Origin of the sequence: Variovorax sp. SPNA7 (assembly GCF_033807855.1) — a bacterium.
Classification (GTDB): Bacteria; Pseudomonadota; Gammaproteobacteria; order Burkholderiales; family Burkholderiaceae_C; genus Variovorax; species Variovorax beijingensis.
The window spans coordinates 1,828,535-1,851,301 of record NZ_CP138513.1; the positions used below are offsets into that span (position 1 = coordinate 1,828,535).

21 protein-coding genes are annotated in these 22,767 nt (G+C 65.8%); 5 read left to right on the forward strand and 16 right to left on the reverse strand.

Annotation, left to right across the window (positions count from 1 at the left end; genetic code table 11):
- Positions 1–7: 7 nt before the first annotated feature.
- The 16 genes from RZE77_RS08440 to RZE77_RS08515 all read right to left on the reverse strand — a co-directional run bounded on the left by RZE77_RS08440 (position 8) and on the right by RZE77_RS08515 (position 17,947).
- The gene (locus tag RZE77_RS08440; RefSeq protein WP_012746852.1) at positions 8–1,930 is read right to left on the reverse strand and encodes a PrkA family serine protein kinase; all 1,923 of its coding nucleotides are present in this window, start codon (positions 1,928–1,930) and stop codon (positions 8–10) included.
- Positions 1,931–2,590: 660 nt separating this feature from the next.
- The gene (dnaJ, locus tag RZE77_RS08445) at positions 2,591–3,727 is read right to left on the reverse strand and encodes a molecular chaperone DnaJ (RefSeq protein ID WP_319441465.1); all 1,137 of its coding nucleotides are present in this window, start codon (positions 3,725–3,727) and stop codon (positions 2,591–2,593) included.
- 97 nt (positions 3,728–3,824) lie between these two features.
- Complete coding sequence (gene dnaK, locus RZE77_RS08450; RefSeq protein ID WP_319441466.1) at positions 3,825–5,762, reverse strand: molecular chaperone DnaK; 1,938 nt, start codon at positions 5,760–5,762, stop codon at positions 3,825–3,827.
- A gap of 112 nt (positions 5,763–5,874) precedes the next feature.
- Positions 5,875–6,414: a nucleotide exchange factor GrpE gene (gene grpE, locus RZE77_RS08455; protein WP_319441467.1), complete on the reverse strand. Its 540-nt coding sequence runs from the start codon at positions 6,412–6,414 to the stop codon at positions 5,875–5,877.
- Between the two features lie 194 nt (positions 6,415–6,608).
- Complete coding sequence (locus RZE77_RS08460; protein ID WP_012746856.1) at positions 6,609–6,959, reverse strand: FKBP-type peptidyl-prolyl cis-trans isomerase; 351 nt, start codon at positions 6,957–6,959, stop codon at positions 6,609–6,611.
- Between the two features lie 98 nt (positions 6,960–7,057).
- On the reverse strand, positions 7,058–7,516 hold the full coding sequence (locus tag RZE77_RS08465) for a winged helix-turn-helix transcriptional regulator (RefSeq protein ID WP_319441468.1): 459 nt from the start codon (positions 7,514–7,516) through the stop codon (positions 7,058–7,060).
- A gap of 179 nt (positions 7,517–7,695) precedes the next feature.
- Positions 7,696–8,547: an archaetidylserine decarboxylase gene (gene asd, locus RZE77_RS08470; RefSeq protein ID WP_319441469.1), complete on the reverse strand. Its 852-nt coding sequence runs from the start codon at positions 8,545–8,547 to the stop codon at positions 7,696–7,698.
- A gap of 115 nt (positions 8,548–8,662) precedes the next feature.
- On the reverse strand, positions 8,663–9,655 hold the full coding sequence (locus RZE77_RS08475; protein WP_319441470.1) for a Bug family tripartite tricarboxylate transporter substrate binding protein: 993 nt from the start codon (positions 9,653–9,655) through the stop codon (positions 8,663–8,665).
- A gap of 35 nt (positions 9,656–9,690) precedes the next feature.
- Entirely contained in the window at positions 9,691–10,785 is a 1,095-nt protein-coding gene (locus RZE77_RS08480; RefSeq protein WP_319441471.1) for a lactonase family protein, read from the reverse strand.
- Between the two features lie 61 nt (positions 10,786–10,846).
- Entirely contained in the window at positions 10,847–11,608 is a 762-nt protein-coding gene (locus RZE77_RS08485; protein ID WP_319441472.1) for an SDR family NAD(P)-dependent oxidoreductase, read from the reverse strand.
- Between the two features lie 25 nt (positions 11,609–11,633).
- Complete coding sequence (garD, locus tag RZE77_RS08490) at positions 11,634–13,235, reverse strand: galactarate dehydratase (protein ID WP_319442324.1); 1,602 nt, start codon at positions 13,233–13,235, stop codon at positions 11,634–11,636.
- A gap of 35 nt (positions 13,236–13,270) precedes the next feature.
- Entirely contained in the window at positions 13,271–14,569 is a 1,299-nt protein-coding gene (locus RZE77_RS08495) for a TRAP transporter large permease (RefSeq protein WP_319431082.1), read from the reverse strand.
- Positions 14,560–15,006, reverse strand: coding sequence for a TRAP transporter small permease (locus RZE77_RS08500; RefSeq protein WP_319432935.1), 447 nt, complete (start codon positions 15,004–15,006; stop codon positions 14,560–14,562). Before RZE77_RS08500 ends, RZE77_RS08495 begins: the two co-directional genes overlap by 10 nt.
- A 198-nt stretch (positions 15,007–15,204) precedes the next feature.
- Positions 15,205–16,173 (reverse strand): TRAP transporter substrate-binding protein, encoded by a 969-nt coding sequence (locus tag RZE77_RS08505; protein WP_319441473.1) that lies wholly within the window; start codon positions 16,171–16,173, stop codon positions 15,205–15,207.
- 35 nt (positions 16,174–16,208) lie between these two features.
- The gene (locus RZE77_RS08510; protein WP_319441474.1) at positions 16,209–17,108 is read right to left on the reverse strand and encodes an SMP-30/gluconolactonase/LRE family protein; all 900 of its coding nucleotides are present in this window, start codon (positions 17,106–17,108) and stop codon (positions 16,209–16,211) included.
- Positions 17,109–17,116: 8 nt separating this feature from the next.
- The gene (locus tag RZE77_RS08515) at positions 17,117–17,947 is read right to left on the reverse strand and encodes an NAD-dependent epimerase/dehydratase family protein (protein WP_319441475.1); all 831 of its coding nucleotides are present in this window, start codon (positions 17,945–17,947) and stop codon (positions 17,117–17,119) included.
- 61 nt (positions 17,948–18,008) lie between these two features.
- Between RZE77_RS08515 and RZE77_RS08520 the strand changes: the two genes are divergently transcribed.
- From RZE77_RS08520 to gudD, 5 genes are all read left to right on the forward strand, one after another.
- Complete coding sequence (locus tag RZE77_RS08520; protein WP_145741960.1) at positions 18,009–18,830, forward strand: FadR/GntR family transcriptional regulator; 822 nt, start codon at positions 18,009–18,011, stop codon at positions 18,828–18,830.
- A gap of 82 nt (positions 18,831–18,912) precedes the next feature.
- Positions 18,913–19,887, forward strand: a complete 975-nt coding sequence (locus RZE77_RS08525) for a Bug family tripartite tricarboxylate transporter substrate binding protein (protein WP_319431091.1) — start codon at positions 18,913–18,915, stop codon at positions 19,885–19,887.
- Between the two features lie 43 nt (positions 19,888–19,930).
- On the forward strand, positions 19,931–20,842 hold the full coding sequence (gene kdgD / locus RZE77_RS08530; RefSeq protein ID WP_319441476.1) for a 5-dehydro-4-deoxyglucarate dehydratase: 912 nt from the start codon (positions 19,931–19,933) through the stop codon (positions 20,840–20,842).
- A gap of 47 nt (positions 20,843–20,889) precedes the next feature.
- Complete coding sequence (locus RZE77_RS08535) at positions 20,890–21,342, forward strand: nuclear transport factor 2 family protein (protein ID WP_319441477.1); 453 nt, start codon at positions 20,890–20,892, stop codon at positions 21,340–21,342.
- Positions 21,343–21,373: 31 nt separating this feature from the next.
- On the forward strand, positions 21,374–22,729 hold the full coding sequence (gene gudD, locus RZE77_RS08540) for a glucarate dehydratase (RefSeq protein ID WP_319441478.1): 1,356 nt from the start codon (positions 21,374–21,376) through the stop codon (positions 22,727–22,729).
- Positions 22,730–22,767: the final 38 nt, after the last annotated feature.

The window sequence follows — 22,767 nt, forward strand, 5'->3', positions numbered from 1 at the left end:
ACTGCCGCTATGAACTCTTGCGCACGCGCAGGTACCACTCGCAGAGCAGGCGGACCTGCTTGGCCGTATAGCCTTTCTCGACCATGCGGGTCACGAAGTCCTCGTGCTTCTTCTGCTCGTCGGCGCTGCTCTTGGTGTTGAAGCTGATCACCGGCAGGAGTTCCTCGGTGTTGGAGAACATCTTCTTCTCGATCACCGCGCGCAGCTTCTCGTAGCTGGTCCATGCCGGATTGCGACCGGCGTTGCCGGCGCGCGCGCGCAGCACGAAGTTGACGATCTCGTTGCGGAAGTCCTTCGGATTGCCGATGCCTGCGGGCCGCTCGATCTTCTCGAGTTCGGCGTTGAGCGAGGCGCGGTCGAACACTTCGCCGGTGTCCACGTCGCGGAACTCCTGGTCCTGGATCCAGTAGTCGGCATAGGTGACGTAGCGGTCGAAGATGTTCTGGCCGTACTCGCTGTAGCTTTCCAGGTAGGCGGTCTGGATTTCCTTGCCGATGAACTCGGCATAGCGCGGCGCCAGCAGCTCCTTGATGTAGCTGATGTACTTCTGCTCGGTTTCCGGCGGAAACTGCTCGCGCTCGATCTGCTGCTCGAGCACGTACATCAGGTGCACCGGGTTGGCCGCCACCTCGGAGCTGTCGAAGTTGAACACCTTCGAGATGATCTTGAACGCGAAGCGGGTCGAGACGCCGCTCATGCCTTCGTCGACGCCGGCGTAGTCGCGGTATTCCTGGATCGACTTGGCCTTGGGGTCGGTGTCCTTGAGGTTCTCGCCGTCGTAGACCTGCATCTTGCTGTAGATGCTGGAGTTCTCGGGCTCCTTCAGCCGCGTGAGCACCGAGAGCTGGGCCATCATGCGCAGCGTGCCGGGGGCGCAGGGCGCCTTGGCGAGCGACGAGTTGCGCACCAGCTTCTCGTAGATCTTGATTTCTTCGGAGGCGCGCAGGCAGTAGGGCACCTTGACGATGTAGATGCGGTCGAGGAAAGCCTCGTTGTTCTTGTTGTTGCGGAAAGCCTTCCATTCGCTCTCGTTGCTGTGTGCCAGCACGATGCCGTCGAACGGAATGGCACCGAAGCCCTCGGTGCCCTTGAAGTTGCTTTCCTGCGTGGCCGTGAGCAGCGGGTGCAGCACCTTGATGGGCGCCTTGAACATTTCCACGAACTCCAGCAGGCCCTGGTTGGCCAGGCAGAGGCCGCCCGAATAGGCGTAGGCGTCGGGGTCGTCCTGGGCGTAGGTCTCGAGCTTGCGGATGTCGATCTTGCCGACCAGCGAGGAGATGTCCTGGTTGTTCTCGTCGCCCGGCTCGGTCTTGGCCACGGCGATCTGGCGCAGCACCGACGGGTAGCGCTTGACCACCTTGAACTGGCGGATGTCGCCGCCGTACTCCTCGAGCCGCTTCACGGCCCAGGGCGAGAGGATGCGGTTCAGGTAGCGCCGCGGGATGCCGTATTCCTTCTCGAGGATCTCGCCGTCTTCGGCGGCATCGAAGAGGCCCAGCGGCGTCTCGTTGACCGGCGAACCCTGGATGGCATAGAAGGGCACATGCTCCATGAGCTGCTTCAGGCGCTCGGCGATCGAGCTCTTGCCGCCACCGACGGGGCCGAGCAGATAGAGGATCTGTTTCTTTTCCTCGAGGCCCTGGGCGGCATGCCTGAAGTACGACACCACCTGCTCGATGGCGTCCTCCATGCCGTAGAACTCCTTGAACGCGGGGTAGATCTTGATGACCTTGTTCGCGAAGATCCGCGAAAGCCGGGAATCGTTGCGCGTGTCGACCAGCTCGGGTTCGCCGATGGCCTTGAGCATCCGCTCGGACGCGGTGGCATACGCGGTGGGGTCGCGTTTGCAGATATCCAGGAAGTCCTGCAGCGAGAGGACTTCCTCGCGGGTGCGCTCGTAACGGGCGGCAAAGTTGCTGATCACATCCATGGTCACGCCTCCATCAGGTCTGCGGGTTTATTGGACCCGAAGCCAGCAGCCGCAACGCGTAGCAACTTTTTAAAGGTGTACCGCCCATGGCTGCAAGCCATCGAAACTCCCTTAATCTCCATCTGCACAAACAGCATAAAGCAAAGAGTGCACCCGGAAAATTCTTTGTTAAATCAGAACCACAGTGCCGAGTAAAGTTCCTGAGAAAAACCCGCAGCATTTGGCAATTCCAGCTAAATTTCAGGGTTCGGGCTATCGAACTCAGCGCCACCCTGCCGCCCAGTGAAAATACCTATGGCGATCGGCATATGCAGTCATTGCATCTTTTCCGGCGAAAGCACCTCCTAATGAGCCCCCGGCGGCTCAAAACGGTTACACACCAATAACGCGCCAGGTCGTGTTTAGGTTTATTGCTCAATCGCAAAATATATAAAAGCAATCCTTGCGCCATCTTTTGATGGGCACCTCGCGCATGTGGGCGTGGGAAAGCGCGCCAAGGCGTGGTCGGCGAGGTTCCGAGGCGGTGTCGTCATGGTGCGCGGCACCGAACGGGGTCGGCAGGCACCGTTCGCGTGCGCGAAGCAGGGCGGCATCGAAGCGAGTCCGTGCCGCGGCTTTCTAACTACTTGAAAAGACAGGGGAATCGGCAGCGCCGGGCCTTCAGCTGAAGAATTCCTTGGCCTTGTCGAACCAGCCCTTGTCGGTCGGGCTGTGCTTGTCGCCGCCCTTCTTGAGCGATTCGTCGAGCTCCTTGAGCAGCTTGCGCTGGTGCTCGGTGAGCTTGACCGGCGTTTCGACGCGCACGTGGCAGTACAGGTCGCCCGGATAGCTGGAGCGCACACCCTTGATGCCCTTGCCGCGCAGGCGGAACTGCTTGCCGCTCTGGGTGCCATCGGGAATGTCGATGGCGGCGGCGCCCTTGAGCGTGGGCACGCTGATCTCGCCGCCCAGCGCCGCGGTGGTCACGCTGACGGGCACCACACAGTGCAGGTCGTCGCCGTCGCGCTCGAACAGCTCGTGCTTCTTGAGGCGGATCTCGATGTACAGGTCGCCGGGCGGTCCGCCGTTGGTGCCCGGTTCGCCGTTGCCGGTGCTGCGGATGCGCATGCCGTCGTCGATGCCGGCCGGGATCTTGACCTCGAGCGTCTTGTTGTTCTTGATCTTGCCCTGGCCATGGCACACGGTGCAGGGCTCGGGAATGATCTTGCCGCTGCCGTGGCAGGTGGGGCAGGTCTGCTGCACGCTGAAGAAGCCCTGGCGCATCTGCACGGCGCCGGCGCCGTGGCAGGTGGTGCAGGTGATGGGCTTGGTGCCGGGCTTGGCGCCGGTGCCCTTGCAGGTGCCGCAGTCGTCCCAGCTGGGGATGCGGATCTGCGCTTCCTTGCCTTCGGCCGCTTCTTCCAGCGTGACTTCCATCGCATAGCTCAGGTCGCTGCCGCGGAACACCTGGCGCCCGCCGCTGGTGCGCCCGCGCGCGCCGCCGAACACGTCGCCGAAGATGTCGCCAAAGGCCTCTGCAAAGCCGCCGAAGCCCTCAGCGCCGGGGCCGCCGCGCATGTTGGGGTCGACGCCGGCGTGGCCGTACTGGTCGTAGGCCGCGCGCTTTTGCGCGTCGGACAGCATTTCGTAGGCTTCCTTGACCTCCTTGAACTTGGACTCGGCGTCCTTGGTGGTGTCGCCGTGGTTGCGGTCCGGGTGGTGCTTCATCGCAAGCTTGCGATAAGCCTTCTTGATTTCCTCCTCGCTCGCGTTCTTGGGAACGCCGAGGGTTTCGTAGTAGTCGCGTTTTGTGGCCATGGCTGGTTCGGTCGGGGCGGGCGGGAAGCCGTAACTTGAAGCGAGAAAGGCTGGAACACCCGGTCAGGTGGTCCAGCCTCGTTCGAAGGACTGAGGATCAGCCCTTCTTGACTTCCTTGACCTCGGCGTCGACCACGTTGTCGTCGGCCGGGGCGCTTGCAGCTTCCGGGCCAGCAGCGGCACCCGGGCCGCCGGCGGCGCCTGCCGCGGCCTGCGCATCGGCATACATCTTTTCGCCGAGCTTCTGGCTGGCGGTCATCAGCGTGTTGGTCTTTTCCTCGATCGCGGCCTTGTCCTCGCCCTTGAGGGTTTCTTCCAGGTCCTTGATCGCGGCTTCGATCTTTTCCTTCTCGCCGGCGTCCAGGCTCGCGCCGTGCTCGCCGAGCGACTTCTTCACGCTGTGCACCATGGCTTCGCCCTGGTTGCGGGCCTGCACGAGCTCGACCTTCTTCTTGTCCTCGGCCGCGTTGAGCTCGGCGTCCTTCACCATCTTCTGGATCTCGTCTTCCGACAGGCCCGAGTTCGCCTTGATGGTGATCTTGTTTTCCTTGCCGGTGCCCTTGTCCTTGGCGCCCACGTGCAGGATGCCGTTGGCGTCGATGTCGAAGCTCACCTCGATCTGCGGCGTGCCGCGCGAGGCCGGCGGAATGCCTTCGAGGTTGAATTCGCCGAGCAGCTTGTTGCCCGAGGCGATCTCGCGCTCGCCCTGGAACACCTTGATGGTCACGGCCGGCTGGTTGTCCTCGGCGGTGGAGAAGGTCTGCGCGAACTTCGTCGGGATCGTGGTGTTCTTCGTGATCATCTTGGTCATCACGCCGCCCATGGTCTCGATGCCCAGCGACAGCGGGGTCACGTCCAGCAGCAGCACGTCCTTGCGGTCGCCCGAGAGCACCTGGCCCTGGATGGCGGCGCCGACGGCCACGGCCTCATCGGGGTTCACGTCCTTGCGCGGCTCCTTGCCGAAGAAGGCCTTCACTTTTTCCTGCACCTTGGGCATGCGGGTCATGCCGCCGACCAGGATCACGTCGTTGATGTCCGACACGCTGATGCCGGCGTCCTTGATGGCCAGGCGGCAGGGCGCGATGGTGCGCTCGACCAGCTCGTCGACCAGGCTTTCGAGCTTGGCGCGCGTGAGCTTGATGTTCAGGTGCTTCGGACCCGAGGCGTCGGCCGTGATGTAGGGCAGGTTGATGTCGGTCTGCGCGCTGTTCGACAGCTCGATCTTGGCCTTTTCGGCGGCTTCCTTCAGGCGCTGCAGCGCGAGCACGTCCTTGCCCAGGTCCACGCCTTGCTCTTTCTTGAACTCGGCAATGATGTAGTCGATGATGCGCTGGTCGAAGTCTTCGCCGCCCAGGAAGGTGTCGCCGTTGGTCGACAGCACTTCGAACTGCTTCTCGCCGTCGACGTCCGCGATTTCGATGATCGACACGTCGAAGGTGCCGCCGCCCAGGTCATACACGGCGATCTTGCGGTCGGCCTTGTCCTGCTTGTCCAGGCCAAAGGCCAGGGCCGCGGCGGTGGGCTCGTTGATGATGCGCTTGACGTCCAGGCCCGCAATGCGGCCGGCGTCCTTGGTGGCCTGGCGCTGCGCGTCGTTGAAGTAGGCCGGCACCGTGATCACGGCTTCGGTCACGGCTTCGCCGAGATAGTCTTCGGCGGTCTTCTTCATCTTGCGCAGGATGTCGGCGCTGACCTGCTGGGGCGCGATCTTCTTGCCGCGCACTTCCACCCACGCGTCGCCGTTGTCGGCCTTCGCGATGGTGTAGGGCATGAGGTCGATGTCCTTCTGGACTTCCTTCTCCTCGAACTTGCGGCCGATCAGGCGCTTGATCGCGTACAGCGTGTTCTTGGGATTGGTCACGGCCTGGCGCTTGGCCGAGGCACCGACCAGCACTTCGCCGTCTTCCTGGTAGGCCACGATCGACGGCGTGGTGCGCGCACCTTCCGAGTTCTCGATCACACGCGTGGTGTTGCCTTCCATGATCGACACGCACGAGTTGGTGGTGCCGAGGTCGATGCCGATGATCTTTGCCATGTTCTTACTCCTGAAAGCCTGAAAAGTATGTTGTTATGAACTTGTGGATAACCCGGCGCGATTCAAGGTATGAAGCGGGGATTTCCTGTGGGAATCGTGTGTACGGCGCCGCTTACCTGGGGGCGCTGACCGTGACCAGCGCGGGGCGCAGCACGCGGTCGTTGATGGTGTAGCCCTTCTGGAGCACGCTCACCACGGTGTTGGGTTCCTGCTCGGGAGCGGGCACCACCGAGATGGCCTGGTGCTGGTGCGGGTCGAACTTGGCGCCGGGGGCCGGGGCCACCTCGATCACCTTGTTGCGCTCGAGCGCGCTCTTGAGCTGGCGCAGCGTGGCTTCGGCGCCTTCGCGGATCTGTTCGGGCGTGGCGTCCTTGATGGCCAGGCCGGCTTCGAGGCTGTCGGTCACCGGCAGCAGGCTCTCGGCAAAGGCTTCGACCGCGAACTTGCGCGCCTTGGTGATTTCGTCGTCGGCGCGGCGGCGGGCGTTCTGCACGTCGGCCTGGGCGCGCAGGTACTGGTCGGACAGTTCGGCGTTCTTGGCCTGCAGGGCAGCGAGTTCGCCCTGGGCCGCGGCCAGCGCGTCCTGCGCCTCCGCTTCGTTGGCAGCCTGTGCGGCTTCCAGTTCTTCGGGGCTTGGCTCGCCTTGCAGCATTTGCGAATTCTGTGCGGATTGTTGCGGGTCAGACATTTTTCAAAGAACCGGCGGGGGGCCGGGAAACAAACGATAGCCAGCCACTTGGGGCTGGTCAGGGGCTTTTCAAGCGAAAAAATGCGGCAAAAGAGACCGCGGAGGCATGAAAAAGGCCCGCAATCGGGCCTTCGTGCCAAGTCCTGGCTTGGGAACGATCAGTGTGCGTCGAGCAGTTCGACGTCGAACTTCAGGGTGGCGTTCGGGGGAATCACGCCGCCCGCGCCGCGTGCGCCGTAGCCCAGCGAAGCGGGAATGATCAGCGTGCGCTTGCCGCCGATCTTCATGCCGGCAACGCCTTCGTCCCAGCCCTTGATGACCTGGCCTGCGCCCAGCGAGAACGCGAACGGGTCGTTGCGGTCGCGGCTCGAGTCGAACTTGGCGCCTTGCACGCCGTCGTTGTAGAGCCAGCCGGTGTAGTGCACATGCACGTGCTGGCCGGCCTTGGCTTCTGCGCCGTCGCCCACGGTGGTGTCTTCGTATTGCAGGCCGGAGGGAGTGGTAGGCATGTTGAACGCTCCTTGCGTCAATGGGATGGAAGGTGGATGGATAAACGGACCGAAGGCGCGGAGTTTACCGACGCCCGGCAGCGGCCCGGCCGGCCTGCTCAATTGCCAGTGTCAAGAGGCGGGACGGAGGAGGGCGGGGACGGCGCAGCAGGCGGGGCAGAGGGCGGTGCGCCCGGGGAAGAGGAAGAAGAAGGAGGGGCCGAAGGCGAAGACGATGAAGGCGCGGCAGGCGCCGGTGCTGCAGGTGCCGCGGCCTTCTTGACCTGGCCCAGCTGCCATTTGCCCGCGAAGGCCTGCAGGTCCGAGAGCCTCTTGAGGAGGTCCTGCCCGCTCACGGTGAGGCTGTAGCCATCGCCGCCGTGGCTCACGAGGCCGGCCTCGCGCAGTTCCTTGATGCGGGTGTTGAGCGTGTTGGGGGTGATGCTGCCGACGCTGTCCTGCAGCAGCCGGAAGGTCTGGGCATGGCCGTCGCGCAGCGCCCAGAGCACGCGAAGCGCGTAGCGGGCCTCGAGAAGCGCAAGCAGCTGGCTGACGGCTGCGTTTTCCTTGGTACTCATCGACATCATCTCCTCGGGGCTGGGCGGGCCATCGGTCCTGGGCAGGGCCGGTGCCTCGCGTTCTTGTTGGCTCGCTATCAGGGACCGCGCGTTGCGTCGGCGACTATAGCGCAAGGATCACGATGCTACTAGTTTTATAGCTACGGGTGCATGCTGCATGCGGGCCGTGAGACAAAGCTTCACAAATTTGCGAAATTGGCCATGGCTTCGCCCAGCCGGACCGGCCGGGTGGGTGCCCAGTCGGCGTTGAAGGCCAGCGGGGGTGGCGGGAACAGCATGACGACGGTGGAGCCGAGCAGGAAGCGGCCCATCTCCTCGCCCTGCCCGAGCACGATCTGCTGATCGGCGTAGTGCCATTCGCGCAGCTCGCCGCCGCGCGGCGGATTGACCACGCCGTGCCACACGGTGGCCATGCTGCCGACGATGGTGGCACCCACCAGCACCAGCACGAAGGGCCCGTGCGCCGATTCGAAGACGCACACCACGCGCTCGTTGCGCGCGAACAGCCCGGGCACGCCGCGCGCCGTGACCGGGTTGACCGAGAACAGGTCGCCGGGCACGTGGATCATGCGCACCAGGCGCCCGTCGCAGGGCATGTGGATGCGGTGGTAGTCCTTCGGGCTCAGGTACAGCGTGGCGAAGCTGCCGTGCGCGAAGCGCGCCGCGAGCACCGCGTCGCCGCCGACCAGCGCGGTGGTGCTGTAGTTGTGGCCCTTGGCCTGGAAGATCTGGTCGCCCTCGATGGCTCCGAACTGGCTGATTGCGCCGTCCACCGGGCACACGAGGTCGGCCTGCGCAAGAGGCCGCACGCCGGGCTTGAGCGCGCGCGTGAAGAACTGGTTGAAGCTCTTGTAGTGGTTGATGTCGGATTCGAGCGCCTCGCCCATGTCGACGCCGTACTTGGCAACGAAGCGCCGGATGATCCATGTGGTGACGGCGCCGCGTTCCTTGCCCGCGACCCAGCCGGCGAAGTTCGTCAGGGCCTGCTTGGGGAACAGGTATTGGGGCAGTACGGCAGAGCGGTCGGACACGTGTGGGAGGCCTGGAATGCCTGGAGTGCGAATCGGAGGGGCATTCTATAAAGCGCCCGGCGGGCCGGACGTAGGAGGCTTCCCTTGTATCCGGCGCGCCGTTTCCCGGCTGGCGTCAGTCCGCCTTGATGCCCGCGGCCTTGATCACCTGCGCCCACTTTTCGACCTCGGCCTTCTGGAAGGCCGCGATCTTTGCCGTGCTGAGGTCGGCCGGCTCCATGCCGAAGCCCTTGAGCTTTTCCTGCATCTCGGGCGTTGCAAGGATCTTGCGGATCTCGGTGTGCAGCCGGTCGACGACGGGCGCCGGCGTGCCCGCGGGCACGAAGATCGCCTGCCACGACAGCACCTCGAAGTCCTGCAGGCCCGCGATGCCGGACTCCGCAACCGTCGGCACGTCGGGCATCGAGGCCAGGCGCTTGGCCGAGGTCACGGCAATGGCGCGCAGCTTGCCGCTCTGCACGTGCGGGCCTGCCACCACCGAGGTGTCGAACATCATGTCGACCTGGCCGCCGATCACGTCCTGGATCGCCGGGCCGCTGCCCTTGTAGGGAATGTGCGTGAACTTCACGCCCGACTTGAACGCCAGCAGTTCGAGCGACAGGTGCTGCGAGGTGCCCGTGCCGGCCGAGGCCGACGAGAGCCCGCCCGACTTGGTCTTGCTGGCTTCCAGCACGTCCTTCAGCGTCTTGTAGGGGCTGGCCTGGTTCACCACCAGCACCAGCGGGTTGGTGCCGATCAGCGTCACCGGGGCAAACGATTTCTGCGGGTCGTAGCCGAGCTTCGGGTACAGGCTCACGTTGATCGCGTGCGAGCTGATCGTGCCGCCCACCATCGTGAAGCCGTCGGGCGCCGCGCGCGAGCCGATCTCGGAGCCCACGCTGCCGCCGGCACCGCCCTTGTTGTCGATGATCACGCTCGTGCCCAGCGCGGTGCCGAGCTTCTGGCCGATCAGGCGGGCCAGCACGTCGGTGGTGCCGCCCGCGGGAAACGGCACGAGGTAGGTGATGGCCTTGCCCGTGGGCCAGTTGCCGGGGCCCTGCGCGAAAGCGGGCAGGCCCGCGGCGAGCGAAGAGGCGAGGGCGGTGCGAATCAGTGTGCGGCGTTGCATGGCGATATCTCCTTTGATGATGTTGCGGGTCGTCGTCACGGTGCGTCGACGATTTCGATCCAGTTCGGGTTCTTGCCCACGCTGATGCGCGAGGGCTTGCCCAGTGCGCCGGTGGCCGGGTCGATGGCGTACAGCGCAGCGCTGTGCGACTCCTGCCCGGCGGCAATCAGATAGCGGCCGCTCGAATCGATCGCGAAGCCGCGCGGCGTTTTCTCGGTCGGCGTCTGGCCGAGCGGCTTCAGCTGTCCGGTGGACGCGTCCACCCGGAAGGCCGAAAGCGTGCTCGACGTGCGCTCCGAGGCGTACAGGTAGCGCCCATCGGGCGTCAGGTGCAGGTCGGCCGCCCACGGCTTGCCCGTGAAGCCGGCCGGCAGCACGGTGGTGCTTTGCTCGAGCTTGAGCGTGCCGCGCGCGGCGTCCCATGCGTACACATGCAGGCTCGCATCGAGCTCGTTCAGCAGGTAGACGTGCCGCTGCGCCTTGTCCCAGACGAAGTGGCGCGGCCCCGATTTGGCGGTGCTCATGGTCAGCGGCGGATCATTGGCCGACAGCAGCCCTTTGTCCGCATCGAAGCGCCAGCTCGACACGTTGTCGCCGCCCAGGCTGGTGGCGAGCACGAAGCGGTTGCTCGTATCGGCGCGGACCGCATGCGCATTCGGCCCGGTCTGCACCAACTGCTGGATGGCGCCCGCCGCGCCGTCCTTGCCGATGGCGTTGACCGAGATCTTGCCGCCCTGGTAGGAAGCCGCGAAGAGCCACTTGCCGCTCGCGTCAAGGCCGATGTTGGCCATGCTGTCGGCCAGCGGCGCCTCGCCGAGTTTCTGCAGCTTGCCGGTGGCCGCGTCGATCGACATGCTGACCACGCGGAACGGCTGCGAGCGCAGCGCGGCATACAGCACGCGCTTGTCGGGGCTCACCGCCATCGGCATGACCGTGCCGCCGACGTTGAGCGCTTGCACGGGCTTGAGCACGCCTTGCGCGCGGTCCAGCTCGAGCACAGAGATCTCCTGGCTGTCGGCGTTGGAAACGTAGACCCAGGTGGCGGCCGAGGCGTGGCCCGCAACGGCAGACAGCAGGGCGATGCCGAAGCGGACCGCTCGGGGAACGCCAAGCAACGTTTTTCTTTTCATCAGGGTGTTGTCTCTGTTGTCGATTTGTTGTTGCAAGCCTCGAGAAGAGGGCGTTTCCGCGTCAGGGCATGTACTGCCCGCCGTTCACTTCGATCACCTGGCCGGTCACGTAGCCCGAGAGCTGCTCCGAAGCCAGGTAGAGGAAGGCGCCCACGCATTCGTCAGGCGAGCCGATGCGGCCCATGGGGATGGCGGTGCGGAACGCTTCCAGCATTGCGGGCGTCGAGAAGCGGTCCTGGAACGGCGTCTGGATGACGCCCGGTGCCACGGCGTTCACGCGGATCCTGTCGCCGACGAGTTCCCGGGCGAGCCCGTGCGTCGCGGTGCTCACGAAGCCCTTGGAGCCCGCATACAGGTAGGCGCCGGGCCCGCCGCCGGTGCGCGCCGCGACCGAGGTCACGTTGATGATGTTGCCGCCGCCGTGGGTGCGCATCAGCGGCACCACCTCGCGCGCAAAAGCGAGCACGGAGCGTGCGTTGATGTGCATCACTTCGTCGAACAGCGCATCGTCGAACTCGGCGATGGGCACGCGCTTGACCAGGCTGCCGGCGTTGTTCACCAGCACGTCGATGCGGCCGAAGCGCGATGCCGTCTGCTTGACGCATTCGCGGATGGCGGCGGTGTCGCGCACGTCGGCCTGCAGCGCAAAGGCGTCGCCGCCGGCCTTGCGGATGGTCTCGACGACCTGGTTGGCGGCGTCGGCCGAGCTGTTGTAGTGCACCGCCACGCGCATGCCGCGCGCGGCGAACGCAATGGCCACGGCGGCACCGATGCCGGTGCTGGCGCCGGTGACGAGCGCTGTCTTGCCCTTGAGGTCTTCCATGGGTGTTCCTTTCGAGGTCGGTGGTTCAGGTCACGGGAGCCGGGTTGAACAGCACCAGCGCGTTGTGCAGCTTCCACTGTTCGGCCCAGGTTTTCTTGCGGCCGCTGGCCACGTCGAGCATCAGGCGGAACATCTCCCAGCCGATGTCCTCGATGGTGGCGTCGCCGTCGGCGATGCGGCCCGCGTTCACGTCCATCAGGTCGTGCCAGCGGCGCGCCAGGTCGCTGCGCGTGGCCACCTTGATCACCGGCACCTCAGCCAGGCCGTAGGGCGTGCCGCGGCCGGTGGTGAACACGTGCAGGTTCATGCCGGCGGCCAGCTGCAGCGTGCCGCAGATGAAGTCGCTGGCGGGCGTGGCGGCATAGAGCAGGCCCTTCTGCCTGGCCTTCTCGCCCGGCGAAACCACGCCCGAGATCGGCGCGCTGCCGCTCTTGACGATCGAGCCCATCGCCTTTTCGACGATGTTCGAGAGTCCGCCCTTCTTGTTGCCCGGCGTGGTGTTGGCGCTGCGGTCGACGCGGCCGCGGTCCAGGTAGGCGTCGTACCAGGCCATCTCGCGGATCATGGCTTCGGCTACTTCAGGCGTGGTTGCGCGCGAGGTGAGCTGGTCGATGCCGTCGCGCACCTCGGTCACTTCCGAGAACATCACGGTGGCGCCGGCGCGCACCAGCAGGTCGGTGCAAAAGCCCACGGCCGGATTGGCGGTGACGCCCGAGAACGCATCGCTGCCGCCGCACTGCACGCCCACCACCAGCTCGCTCGCGGGCACGGTCTCGCGCCGGCGGGCATTGAGCCGCTCCAGATGCTCTTCGGCCTGCCGCAGGATCGAGTCGACCATCGACATGAAGCCGACGTGCGCATCGTCCTGCAGGCACACCACGTCGAGCTTGCTGTCGGCCGTGGTGCCGACGTCGGCCACGCTGCGCTCGTCCACCAGCGCGATGCTGCCCGGCGGCAGCAGGCGCTCGGGCTGCAGCTTCTCGCATCCCAGGCTGATGACCATCACCTCGCCGCCGAAGTTCGGGTTGAGGCTGATGTTGCGCAGCGTGCGGATCGGGATGATGGCGTCGGGCGCATCGATCGCCACGCCGCAGCCGTAGCTGTGCGAGAGGCCCACCACGTCGTCGACGTTGGGATATTTCGGCAGCAGCTCGGCCTTGATGCGCTGCACCGCGAAGTCGACCACGCCTGCCACGCACTGCACGGTCTGCGTGATGGCGAGGATGTTGCGCGTGCCCACCGAGCCGTCGAGGTTGCGGTAGCCCTCGAAGGTGTAGCCCTCGAGCGGCGGTTGCGCGGGCGGCTTGACGGTGGCGATCGGCAGGCCTTCGAGCTCGCGCGCGGCGGGCATCTTCAGCAGGCGTTCGTGCACCCAGCTGCCGCGCGCAATGGCTTTCAGCGCGTAGCCGATCACCACGTTGTAGCGGACGACGGCGTCGCCCTCGGCCAGGTCGGTGAGCGCGACCTTGTGGCCCTGCGGCACGTTGTCCACCAGCACCAGGCCGTCGGCGAAGGTGGCGCCAGCCTTCAGGCCGCCGTCGTTGGCCACGATGGCGACGTTGTCCGCCGCATGCATGTGGATGCGGTGTGGCGGGCGCACCGCGGGGGAAGAGGATGAGTCGGCCATGGGAACGAAGAACTCCGCGTTGCTGGTCTTTGCCGTCACTTGGCCGCGTTGACGAGGTCAGGCAGCCACATCGAGAACGCCGGCACGTAGGTCACGAGCATCAGGCAGATCAGCAGGGCGCCGTAGAACGGCCAGATCGACCGCATCACCTGCCCGACCGACACGCCTCCGATCGCACAGCCTATGAACTGCGTGGTGCCGACCGGCGGCGTGTTGAGGCCGAGCGCGCAGTTGATCAGCATGACGATGCCGAACTGCACCGGGCTCATGCCGAACTGCATGGCAATGGGCAGGAAGATGGGCGTGCAGATCAGGATCGTCGCGGCCATGTCCAGGAAGGTTCCGAGGACGAACAGCAGCACGTTGATCATCAGGAAGATGACCCACGGATCGCTCGAGACGCTGGTCATGAGCTCACCGGTCTTCTGCGGCACTTCGTACAGGGCCATGAAGTAGCCGAAGGCCGAGGAAATGCCGATCAGCAGCAGCACCACGCCGGTCGTCTTGCAGGCCTTGGCGCAGGCCTTGAAAAAGTCCTTGCGGCTCAGGGACCGGTAGACGAGCACCGTGACGCCCAGTGCCCACAGCACCGCGGTTGCCGCCGACTCGGTGGCGGTGAACACGCCCGACAGGATGCCCACCAGGATGATCGCGACGATCATCAGGCCCGGCAGCGCGCCGATGAATGCGGCAAGCACTTCGCCCCAGCCTGGAAACGCGCCGCGGATCGGATAGCCGCGGCGGATGGCCACGTAGTAGGCGGCGCCCAGGTTGCACAGCGTGAGCAGCAGCGCGGGAATCAGGCCCGCGAGGATCAGGCTCAGCACGCTCACCGACGCGATGCCGGTGGTTGCGAGCGTGAAGATGATCAGGTTGTGCGAGGTGGGCATCAGGGCGCCCACCAGGGCGGCATGCGTCGTGACGTTGACCGCGTAGTCGGCGTCGTAGCCTTCCTTCTTCATCAGCGGGATCATCACCGAGCCCATGGCCGAGACGTCGGCCACCGGCGAGCCGGCCACGCCGCCGAAGAGCGTACAGCCGATCACGTTGCTCATGCCCAGGCCGCCGCGCACGTGGCCCACCAGGCTGTTGGCAAAGCGCACGATGCGCTGCGCGATGCCGCCATAGAGCATCAGCTCGCCGGCGAACACGAAGAACGGGATCGCCAGGAACGAGAAGATCTGCATGCCGCCGACCATCTTCTGGAACACCACGGCCACGGGCAGGCCCGCATAGAGCACCGTCGCGACGGAAGCCAGGCCGATCGAGAACGCGACCGGCACGCCCAGCACCAGCAGCACCAGGAAAACGAGAGAAAGGACTGTCAGTTCCACGCGGGCACCACTTCTTCATCGCGCAGCAGGGCGACGATATGTTCAATCGAGAAAAGCACGATCAGCAGGCCCGCGATCACGAGCGCCAGGTAGTCCAGGCCCACCGGGACGCCCATCATGGGCTTGATGTCGGTCCACTTGAGCGTGGTCCAGGTCCAGCCGCTCCAGGCCATGATGGCGCCGAACAGCGCGACCAGCGCATGGATCAGTATTTCGATCTTCAGGCGCAGGGATTCGGGAAGCAGCACCACCAGCGAGTCGAGCCCGATGTGGCCCGCATCCCGCACGCCAACGGCCACGCCGAGCGCGGTGACATACAGCACGAGCTGCAGCGCGAGGCCTTCGGCCCACGTCGGCGTGTCGTTGAACACGTAGCGTCCGACCACCTGGTACTGGACGCAGACGATGATGGTGATGAGCATGGCGACGGCCAGCATCAGGCTGGCCTTCGACAGGAACGCGCAGAAGCGCGAATAGGCGTGATTGGACGGAGGCCGGCCGTTCGGGTTGACCAGGTCTTCGAGCTCGATGGGCGCTCCGGTCGCAATCGTGTCTGCCGCGGGGACGGTCAGTGTCATGGGCAATTCCCTGAATGTGGGTAGATCCCTCCCCGGCAGCGGGGAGGGCGGGGCGCGCTACTTGTTGTCCTGGACGGACTTCACGAGGCGCTGCAGGTCGGGCGTCGAGATGAACTTGGCGTAGACCGGCGTCATTGCCGAGCGGAACGAGGCCTTGTCCACATCGGCAACGATCTGGGCGCCGCCCTTGGTCACGACCTCGAGCGACTTGGCTTCCTGCTCGTCCCACTTCTTGCGCTGGAAGGCGACCGATTCCTTGGCGGTGGAGCGGAACAGCTCCTGATCGGCCTTGGAGAGCTTGTCGTAGATCGCCTTCGACATCACGAGCATTTCAGGTGCCATGGAATGTTCGGTGCGCGAATAGAACTTCACTGCCTCGTAGTGCTTGAAGCCGTCGTAGGAGGGAATGTTGTTTTCCGCCGCGTCGATGAGCCCGGTCTTGAGCGCGGTGAACACTTCGCCGGCCGGCATGGGCGTGGCGTTGGCGCCCATGGCGCTCACCAGCGCAACCCACAGGTCGGATTGCTGCACGCGGATCTTCAGGCCCTTGGCGTCGGCCAGCGTTTTCACCGGCTTCTTGGCGTAGATCGAACGCGCGCCGCTGTCGTAGAAGGCCAGGCCGACCAGGCCTTCCTTCTCGCAGCCCTGCAGGATCTCGTCGCCGATGGGACCGTCGAGCGACTTGCGCATGTGCGCGATCGAGTCGAACAGGAAGGGCATCGTCGGCACCAGCGTCTTCGGGCAGATCGAATTCAGCGCGCTGATGTTGACGCGGTTCATTTCGAGCGCGCCGATCTTGACCTGGTCGAGCGTTTCCTTCTCGCTGCCGAGCGCGCTCTTGTTGAACACCTTGATCTTGTACTTGCCGTTGCTGCGCTTTTCGAGCAGTTCGCTCATGTGCTTGACGGCTGCGACGGTGGGGTACTCGTCGCTGTTGTGCACGTCGGCCGAACGGAACTCGACGGCATTCGCAGCCATGGCGCAGGCACCGGCGGCCAGCGCGATCAGGTGGCGGGTGTATTTCATTTGTCTTCCTCTTCGGGTTGGTGGATAAAAAGCAGTCAGAAACGGCATTCGGGTTCCGGCAGACCCTGGATGCCGGGGCGCAGTGCAAAAACGCCGCCCGCCAGCGGTTGGCCGGACAGATCGCCGCCGGGGCGGATCGATGTCACATAGAGCGTGTCGAGCTGCGCGCCGCCGAAGGCGCACATCGCGGGTTTCTTCACGGGCACGGCAAGGGAGCGGTCGAGCCGGCCCTCGGGCGTGAAGCGGTGGACGAGCCCGGCGTCGTTGCCGCAGATCCAGTAGCAGCCGTCGGCGTCGACGGCGGCGCCGTCGGGCCGTCCGGGCAGCGGCTTCATGTCGACGAACAGGCGGCGTCCGTGCGGCGTGCCGGTGGCAATGTCGTAGTCGAAGGCCCAGATGGCCTGGACGTCCGGATGCGAGTCCGACAGGTACATGGTCTTGCCGTCGGGGCTGAAGGCCAGGCCGTTCGGCACGATCAGGTGGTCGAACTGCAGGCGCAGCGCGACTTCGGCATTCACGTCGCCCTGGTAGCGGTAGACGCGGCCGACGTCCCGGCCCGCCGCCATGTCCATCAGCATGGTGCCGGCCCAGAAGCGGCCCTGGCGGTCGCAGCGGCCGTCGTTGAAGCGCATGTCGCGTTCCGCATGGACCGCGCCGGCAATGGGGCTCGCGGCCAGGGTGCCGTCGGCGCGCGCCGCAATGGCGAACAGCCCGCTTTCCATGCCGGCGATCCACTCGCCCGGATGGCCGGCGCGCGCGGCGATGCAGGCCAGCATCTCGCCGCCGGTCCAGCAGTCGTGCGTGCTGGTTGCGGCGCTCCAGCGGTGCAGCTGCCTTGCGGGAATGTCGACCCAGTAGAGCGCCTGTTCATCGGCGCGCCAGACCGGGCTTTCGCCGGTCGCGCACCGTGCGTCGAGGACGAGTTCGGCCTGCATGCCGGGCCTCATTGGTCGCCGAACGGGCCCTGTGCCGTGAAGGCACCGCCCTGGTAGATGGCATTGGGATCGGTCGGCGCCACGGGCGGCTGCGCCTCGACCTTGTCGCGGAACACCTCGGAGCTGTCCTGCGGCACGAAGCCCAGGTGGGCGGCAGCGCTGTTGTCCCACCAGACATCGCGGTTGTTGGACATGCCGTAGACCACCGTGTGCTTCACTTCGGGCGTGAAGAGCGACTTCTCGATCAGCGTGGTCAGGTCGCGGTAGCTGAGCCAGGTGCTCATCATCCGGCGGTTGAGCGGCTCGGGAAAGGACGAGCCGATGCGGATGCTCACCGTCTCGATGCCCCAGCGGTCGAAATAGAACTGCGCCATGTCCTCGCCGAAGGACTTCGACAGGCCGTAGTAGCCGTCGGGCCGGCGCTGGGCGTGGGCGTCGATGTGCTCGGCCTGCTTGTAGAAGCCGATCACGTGGTTGGAGCTCGCGAACACCACGCGCTTCACGCCGTGGCGGCGCGCGGCTTCGTAGACGTTGAAGACGCCCCTGATGTTGGCCTCGAGAATTTCCTCGAAAGGGCGCTCGACCGAAACGCCGCCCAGGTGCACGATGGCGCTGCAGCCCTCGACCAGTGCGTGGACCGCGGCCTTGTCCGAAAGATCACAGGGCACGACTTCTTCGTGCGCACCCTCGGAAGGGGGGAGGGCGGCGATGTCGGACAGGCGCAAGATCCGGGCATAGGGGCGCAGGCGTTCGCGCAGGACCTTGCCCAATCCGCCGGCGGCGCCGGTCAGCAGAATCCGGTGGAGCGGGGTGTTGGGGGCTTGATGGGACGTCGACATTTTTGCTGGCCTGAGAAGTTATCTGTTGTCGTACAACTAATGCGGGATTATTATCGTGACCATGGTCCAGACGACTGCGGGTAATCCCTCAATTTCCGACGCGGCGACAGAAGTTGCCGCCGGCACGCCCTTCGTGGGGCGCCCGCGGCCGCGCGCACGCGGGCTCGCCCACGGGCTGGTCGAGGACCTGGGCGAGAAGATCCGCAGCCAGCAGCTGCGCCCGGGCGACAAGCTGCCGACCGAGTCGGCCATCATGCAATCCTTCGGCGTCAGCCGCACCGTGGTGCGCGAGGCGCTGTCCAAGCTGCAGGCCGCGGGGCTGGTGGAAACGCACCATGGTGTCGGCACCTTCGTGCTGCAGCCGCGCGCGGCCGGCATGTTCCGGCTCGATTCCGCCGACATCGCCACCTCGGTGGACGTGCTGGCGGTGCTCGAGCTGCGCATCAGCCTCGAAACCGAATCCGCCGGGCTGGCCGCCACGCGCCGCACCGAGGAGCAACTGCTCGCGATGCGCCAGGCGCTCGACGATTTCGAGCGCAACGTGGCGGTGGCGGGGGACACCGTGGCGCCCGACTTCCGCTTCCACCTGCAGATCGCCCAGGCCACCGGCAATCCGTACTTCGCGGACATCATGAGCCACCTGGGCACCACGATCATTCCGCGCACGCGCATCACCGCCATCCGCAACTACGACCGGCGCGGCGAGTACCTGAGCCGCGTGAACCGCGAGCACGAAGAAATCTACGCGGCCATCGCGCGCCGCGATCCCGAATCGGCCCGCGCGGCCATGCGCATCCACCTGACCAACAGCCGCGAGCGGCTGCGCGTGGCGCAGGAAGCGGCCCAGCAGGCCGCCGCCAAGACGCCGCCAGCGGCCTCCTGAGAAGAAATTTCGGTCAGACGCTGGACAAGCGTCATTCCTAGTTGTACGATGACTGACAACACAACCCAGCAGGAGACTCAGAATGAGCTTGAAACGACGTGATCTGATGCTTGGCGCCCTCGGCGGCGGGGTGCTTGCGGCCGGTGGCGTGCATGCCGCCGACAACTGGCCGTCCAAGCCCGTGCGCATCGTGGTGCCGTACCCGCCGGGCGGTTCGTCCGACATCATTGCCCGCTCCATCAGCCAGCAGCTGTCGGAAGCGCTCGGCCAGCCGGTCATCGTCGAGAACAAGCCCGGCGCCAACGGCAATCTCGGCGCCGACTACGTTGCCAAGTCCAGGCCCGACGGCTACACGCTGCTGCTGTGCGACGTGGGCGCGCTCGCGATCAGCCCCTCTGTTTATACGAAGCTGCCTTTCGATCCTTCGAAAGACCTGCGCGGCGTGACCATGCTGGCCTATTCGCCGCACCTGCTGGTGGTTCATCCGTCGGTCCAGGCCAGCAACCTGAAGGAACTGATTGCGCTGTCGAAGAAGTCGGACATCAATTTTGCCGTGACCGCCACCGGCAGCGCGCCGCACCTGGCCGGCGTGGCGCTCGAGCGCGCGAGCGGAGCGCGCTGGCAGTACGTGCCCTACAAGGGCGGCGTGCAGGCGGTGCAGGACACGGTCGCCGGCCAGACGCAGATCCTGATGAACGGCATGCTCGCCACCCTGCCGCATGTGCAGAGCGGCAAGCTCAAGGTGCTCGGCGTTTCGAAGTCGACGCGCATGCCGCTGATCGGCGAAGTGCCCACCATCGCGGAGCAGGGCGTGGCCGGCTTCGAGTCGGGCACCTGGCAAGGCGTGCGGGTGGCCAAGGGCACGCCCGACGCCATCGTGCAGCGCCTCAACAAGGAACTGATCACCGTCATCCGCTCGGCCGACATCCGCTCGCGCCTTGCGGGGCAGGGCGCCGAGGTCGTGACCATGGCGCCGGCCGAGGAAGAGCAGTTCTTCGGCAAGGAACGCGCGCGCTGGGCCAAGGTCGTCGCCGACGCCGGCATCAAGCTGGACTGAACGCCCCCAGCCTCCATTTTTCAACTCACTCATTGGTGTCTCGATGAACCCTCAAGAACTCAAATCCATCATGGGCTCCGGCCTGCTCTCGTTCCCGTTGACCGACTTCGACGCGAACGGGGACTTCAACAAGAAGGGCTACGAGCAGCGTCTCGAATGGCTCGCTCCCTACGGCGCGAGCGCGCTGTTCGCGGCCGGCGGCACCGGTGAGTTCTTCTCGCTGACGGGCGACGAGTACCCCGGCATCATCCAGACCGCGGTCGACACCTGCCGCGGCGTGGTGCCGATCATCGCGGGTGCCGGCGGCCCCACGCGCTTCGCGATCCAGTGCGCGCAGGCGGCCGAGAAGGCCGGCGCGCACGGCATCCTGCTGCTGCCGCACTACCTGACCGAAGCCGGCCAGGAAGGCCTGGCCGCGCACGTGGAAGCCGTGTGCAAGAGCGTGAAGTTCGGCGTGATCGTCTACAACCGCGCCACCAGCCGCCTCAAGCCCGAGACGCTGGCCGCCCTGGCCGAGCGCAACCCGAACCTCGTCGGCTTCAAGGACGGCGTGGGCGACATCGAGGCCATGGTCGCGATCTACCAGCGCATGGGCGACCGCTTCGCCTACCTGGGCGGCCTGCCCACGGCCGAGGTCTATGCCGCGGCCTACAAGGCGCTTGGCACGCCGGTGTATTCGTCGGCCGTCTTCAACTTCATCCCGAAGACCGCGATGGACTTCTACAAGGCCGTTGCTGCCGACGACCTGCCCACGCAGCACCGCCTGCTGAAGAACTTCTTCATGCCCTACCTCGATCTGCGCAACCGCGTGCCGGGCTATGCCGTGAGCATCGTCAAGGCCGGTGCCAAGATCGTCGGCCACGACGCCGGCCCGGTGCGCACGCCGCTCACGGACCTCAAGCCCGCCGAGATGGAACAGCTCAAGGCGCTGATCGACGCGCTCGGCCCGCAGTAAGCGGCCGAGCCGGCAACGACGACAACAAACAACAACGGAGACAAGGCATGTCCATCAAGAAGTTCTTTCTCATTGCCGCATCGGCTGTTCTGTTCACGGGCTGCGCGATGGCGCCCGCCGGCGGCGGTGCATCGGCCGAGCCGGCAGCCGTGGCCGCGGCCGCCGAGCGGCTGCGCCTTGCGATGGTGGACCCCACGCCAGCCGCCCTTGGCGCGCTGGTGGCCGACGAGCTGAGCTACGGCCATTCGAGCGGCAAGGTCGACACCAAGGCCAGCTTCATCGGCGACCTCGTCGATCGCAAATCGGACTTCGTGAGCATCACGATCACCGACCAGACCATCAAGGTGGTCGACGGCCGCACGGCCATCGTGCGCCACACGCTCGCAGCCGACACCAACGATTCGGGCAAGCCCGGCAAGGTGGCGCTCAAGATCCTCGGCATCTGGCAAAAGCAGGGCGGCGAGTGGAAGATGCTGGCCCGCCAGGCCGTCCGGATCTAGCAGCACTTTCCTTTTAGGGTTCGCGCAAAAAATGACACTTCCAGACTCCGCTTCTCCCATCTCCGGCGCGCCCGTGGTCACCGGCATGCGCGTGGTGCCCGTCGCGGGCCACGACAGCATGCTCATGAACCTGAGCGGCGCGCACGGCCCGTTCTTCACGCGCAACCTGCTGATCCTGACCGACAGCGCGGGCCACACCGGCGTCGGCGAAGTGCCGGGCGGCGAGAAGATCCGCCAGACGCTCGAAGATGCGCGCGGCCTCATCGTGGGCCAGCCCATCGGCCGCCACAACGCCGTGCTCAACAGCCTGCGCAGCGCCTTCGCCAACCGCGACAGCGGCGGGCGCGGCCAGCAGACCTTCGACCTGCGCGTGACCATCCATGCGGTCACCGCCGTCGAGGCGGCATTGCTCGACCTGCTGGGCCAGCATCTCGAAGTGCCGGTGGCCGCACTGCTCGGCGAAGGCCAGCAGCGCGATGCGGTGCAGATGCTCGGCTACCTGTTCTACGTGGGCGACCGCAAGAAGACCGACCTGCCCTACGAGAGCGACCCCGGCGCCGCCGACGACTGGTTTCGCCTGCGCCACGAAGAAACCATGACGCCCGAAGCCATCGTGCGCCTGGCCGAGGCCACGCATGCGCGCTACGGCTTCACCGACTTCAAGCTCAAGGGCGGCGTGCTGCGCGGCGAGGAAGAAGTCGAAGCCATCCGCGCGCTGCACGAGCGCTTTCCGCAGGCGCGCGTCACGCTCGACCCGAACGGCGGCTGGCTGCTGCAGGATGCGATCCGCCTCTGCCGCGACCTGCACGGCGTCATGGCCTATGCCGAAGACCCCTGCGGCGCCGAAGGCGTGTTTTCCGGCCGCGAGGTGATGGCCGAGTTCCGCCGCGCCACGGGTCTCCCGACCGCCACCAACATGGTCGCCACCGACTGGCGCGAGATGGTGCACAGCCTCTCGCTGCAGTCGGTCGACATTCCGCTGGCCGATCCGCATTTCTGGACGATGCAGGGCTCGGTGCGCGTGGCGCAGCTGTGCCAGGCCTGGGGCCTGACCTGGGGTTCGCATTCGAACAACCACTTCGATGTGTCGCTGGCCATGTTCACGCACGTCGCCGCGGCCGCGCCGGGCAAGGTCACGGCCATCGACACGCACTGGATCTGGCAGGACGGTCAGCGCCTGACCAAGGCGCCGCTGCAGATCGAAGGCGGCTTCGTGACGGTGCCCACGCGCGGCGGCCTGGGCGTGGAGCTCGACATGGACGAGGTCGAGAAGGCGCACCAGCTGTACCTGAAGCACGGCCTGGGCGCGCGCAACGATGCGCAGGCGATGCAATACCTGATCCCGGGGTGGATTTTCGACAACAAAAAACCCTGCATGGTTAGGTAATCGCTGACCCCCAGGCTTGCCCACTTCGTGTGGCCTCC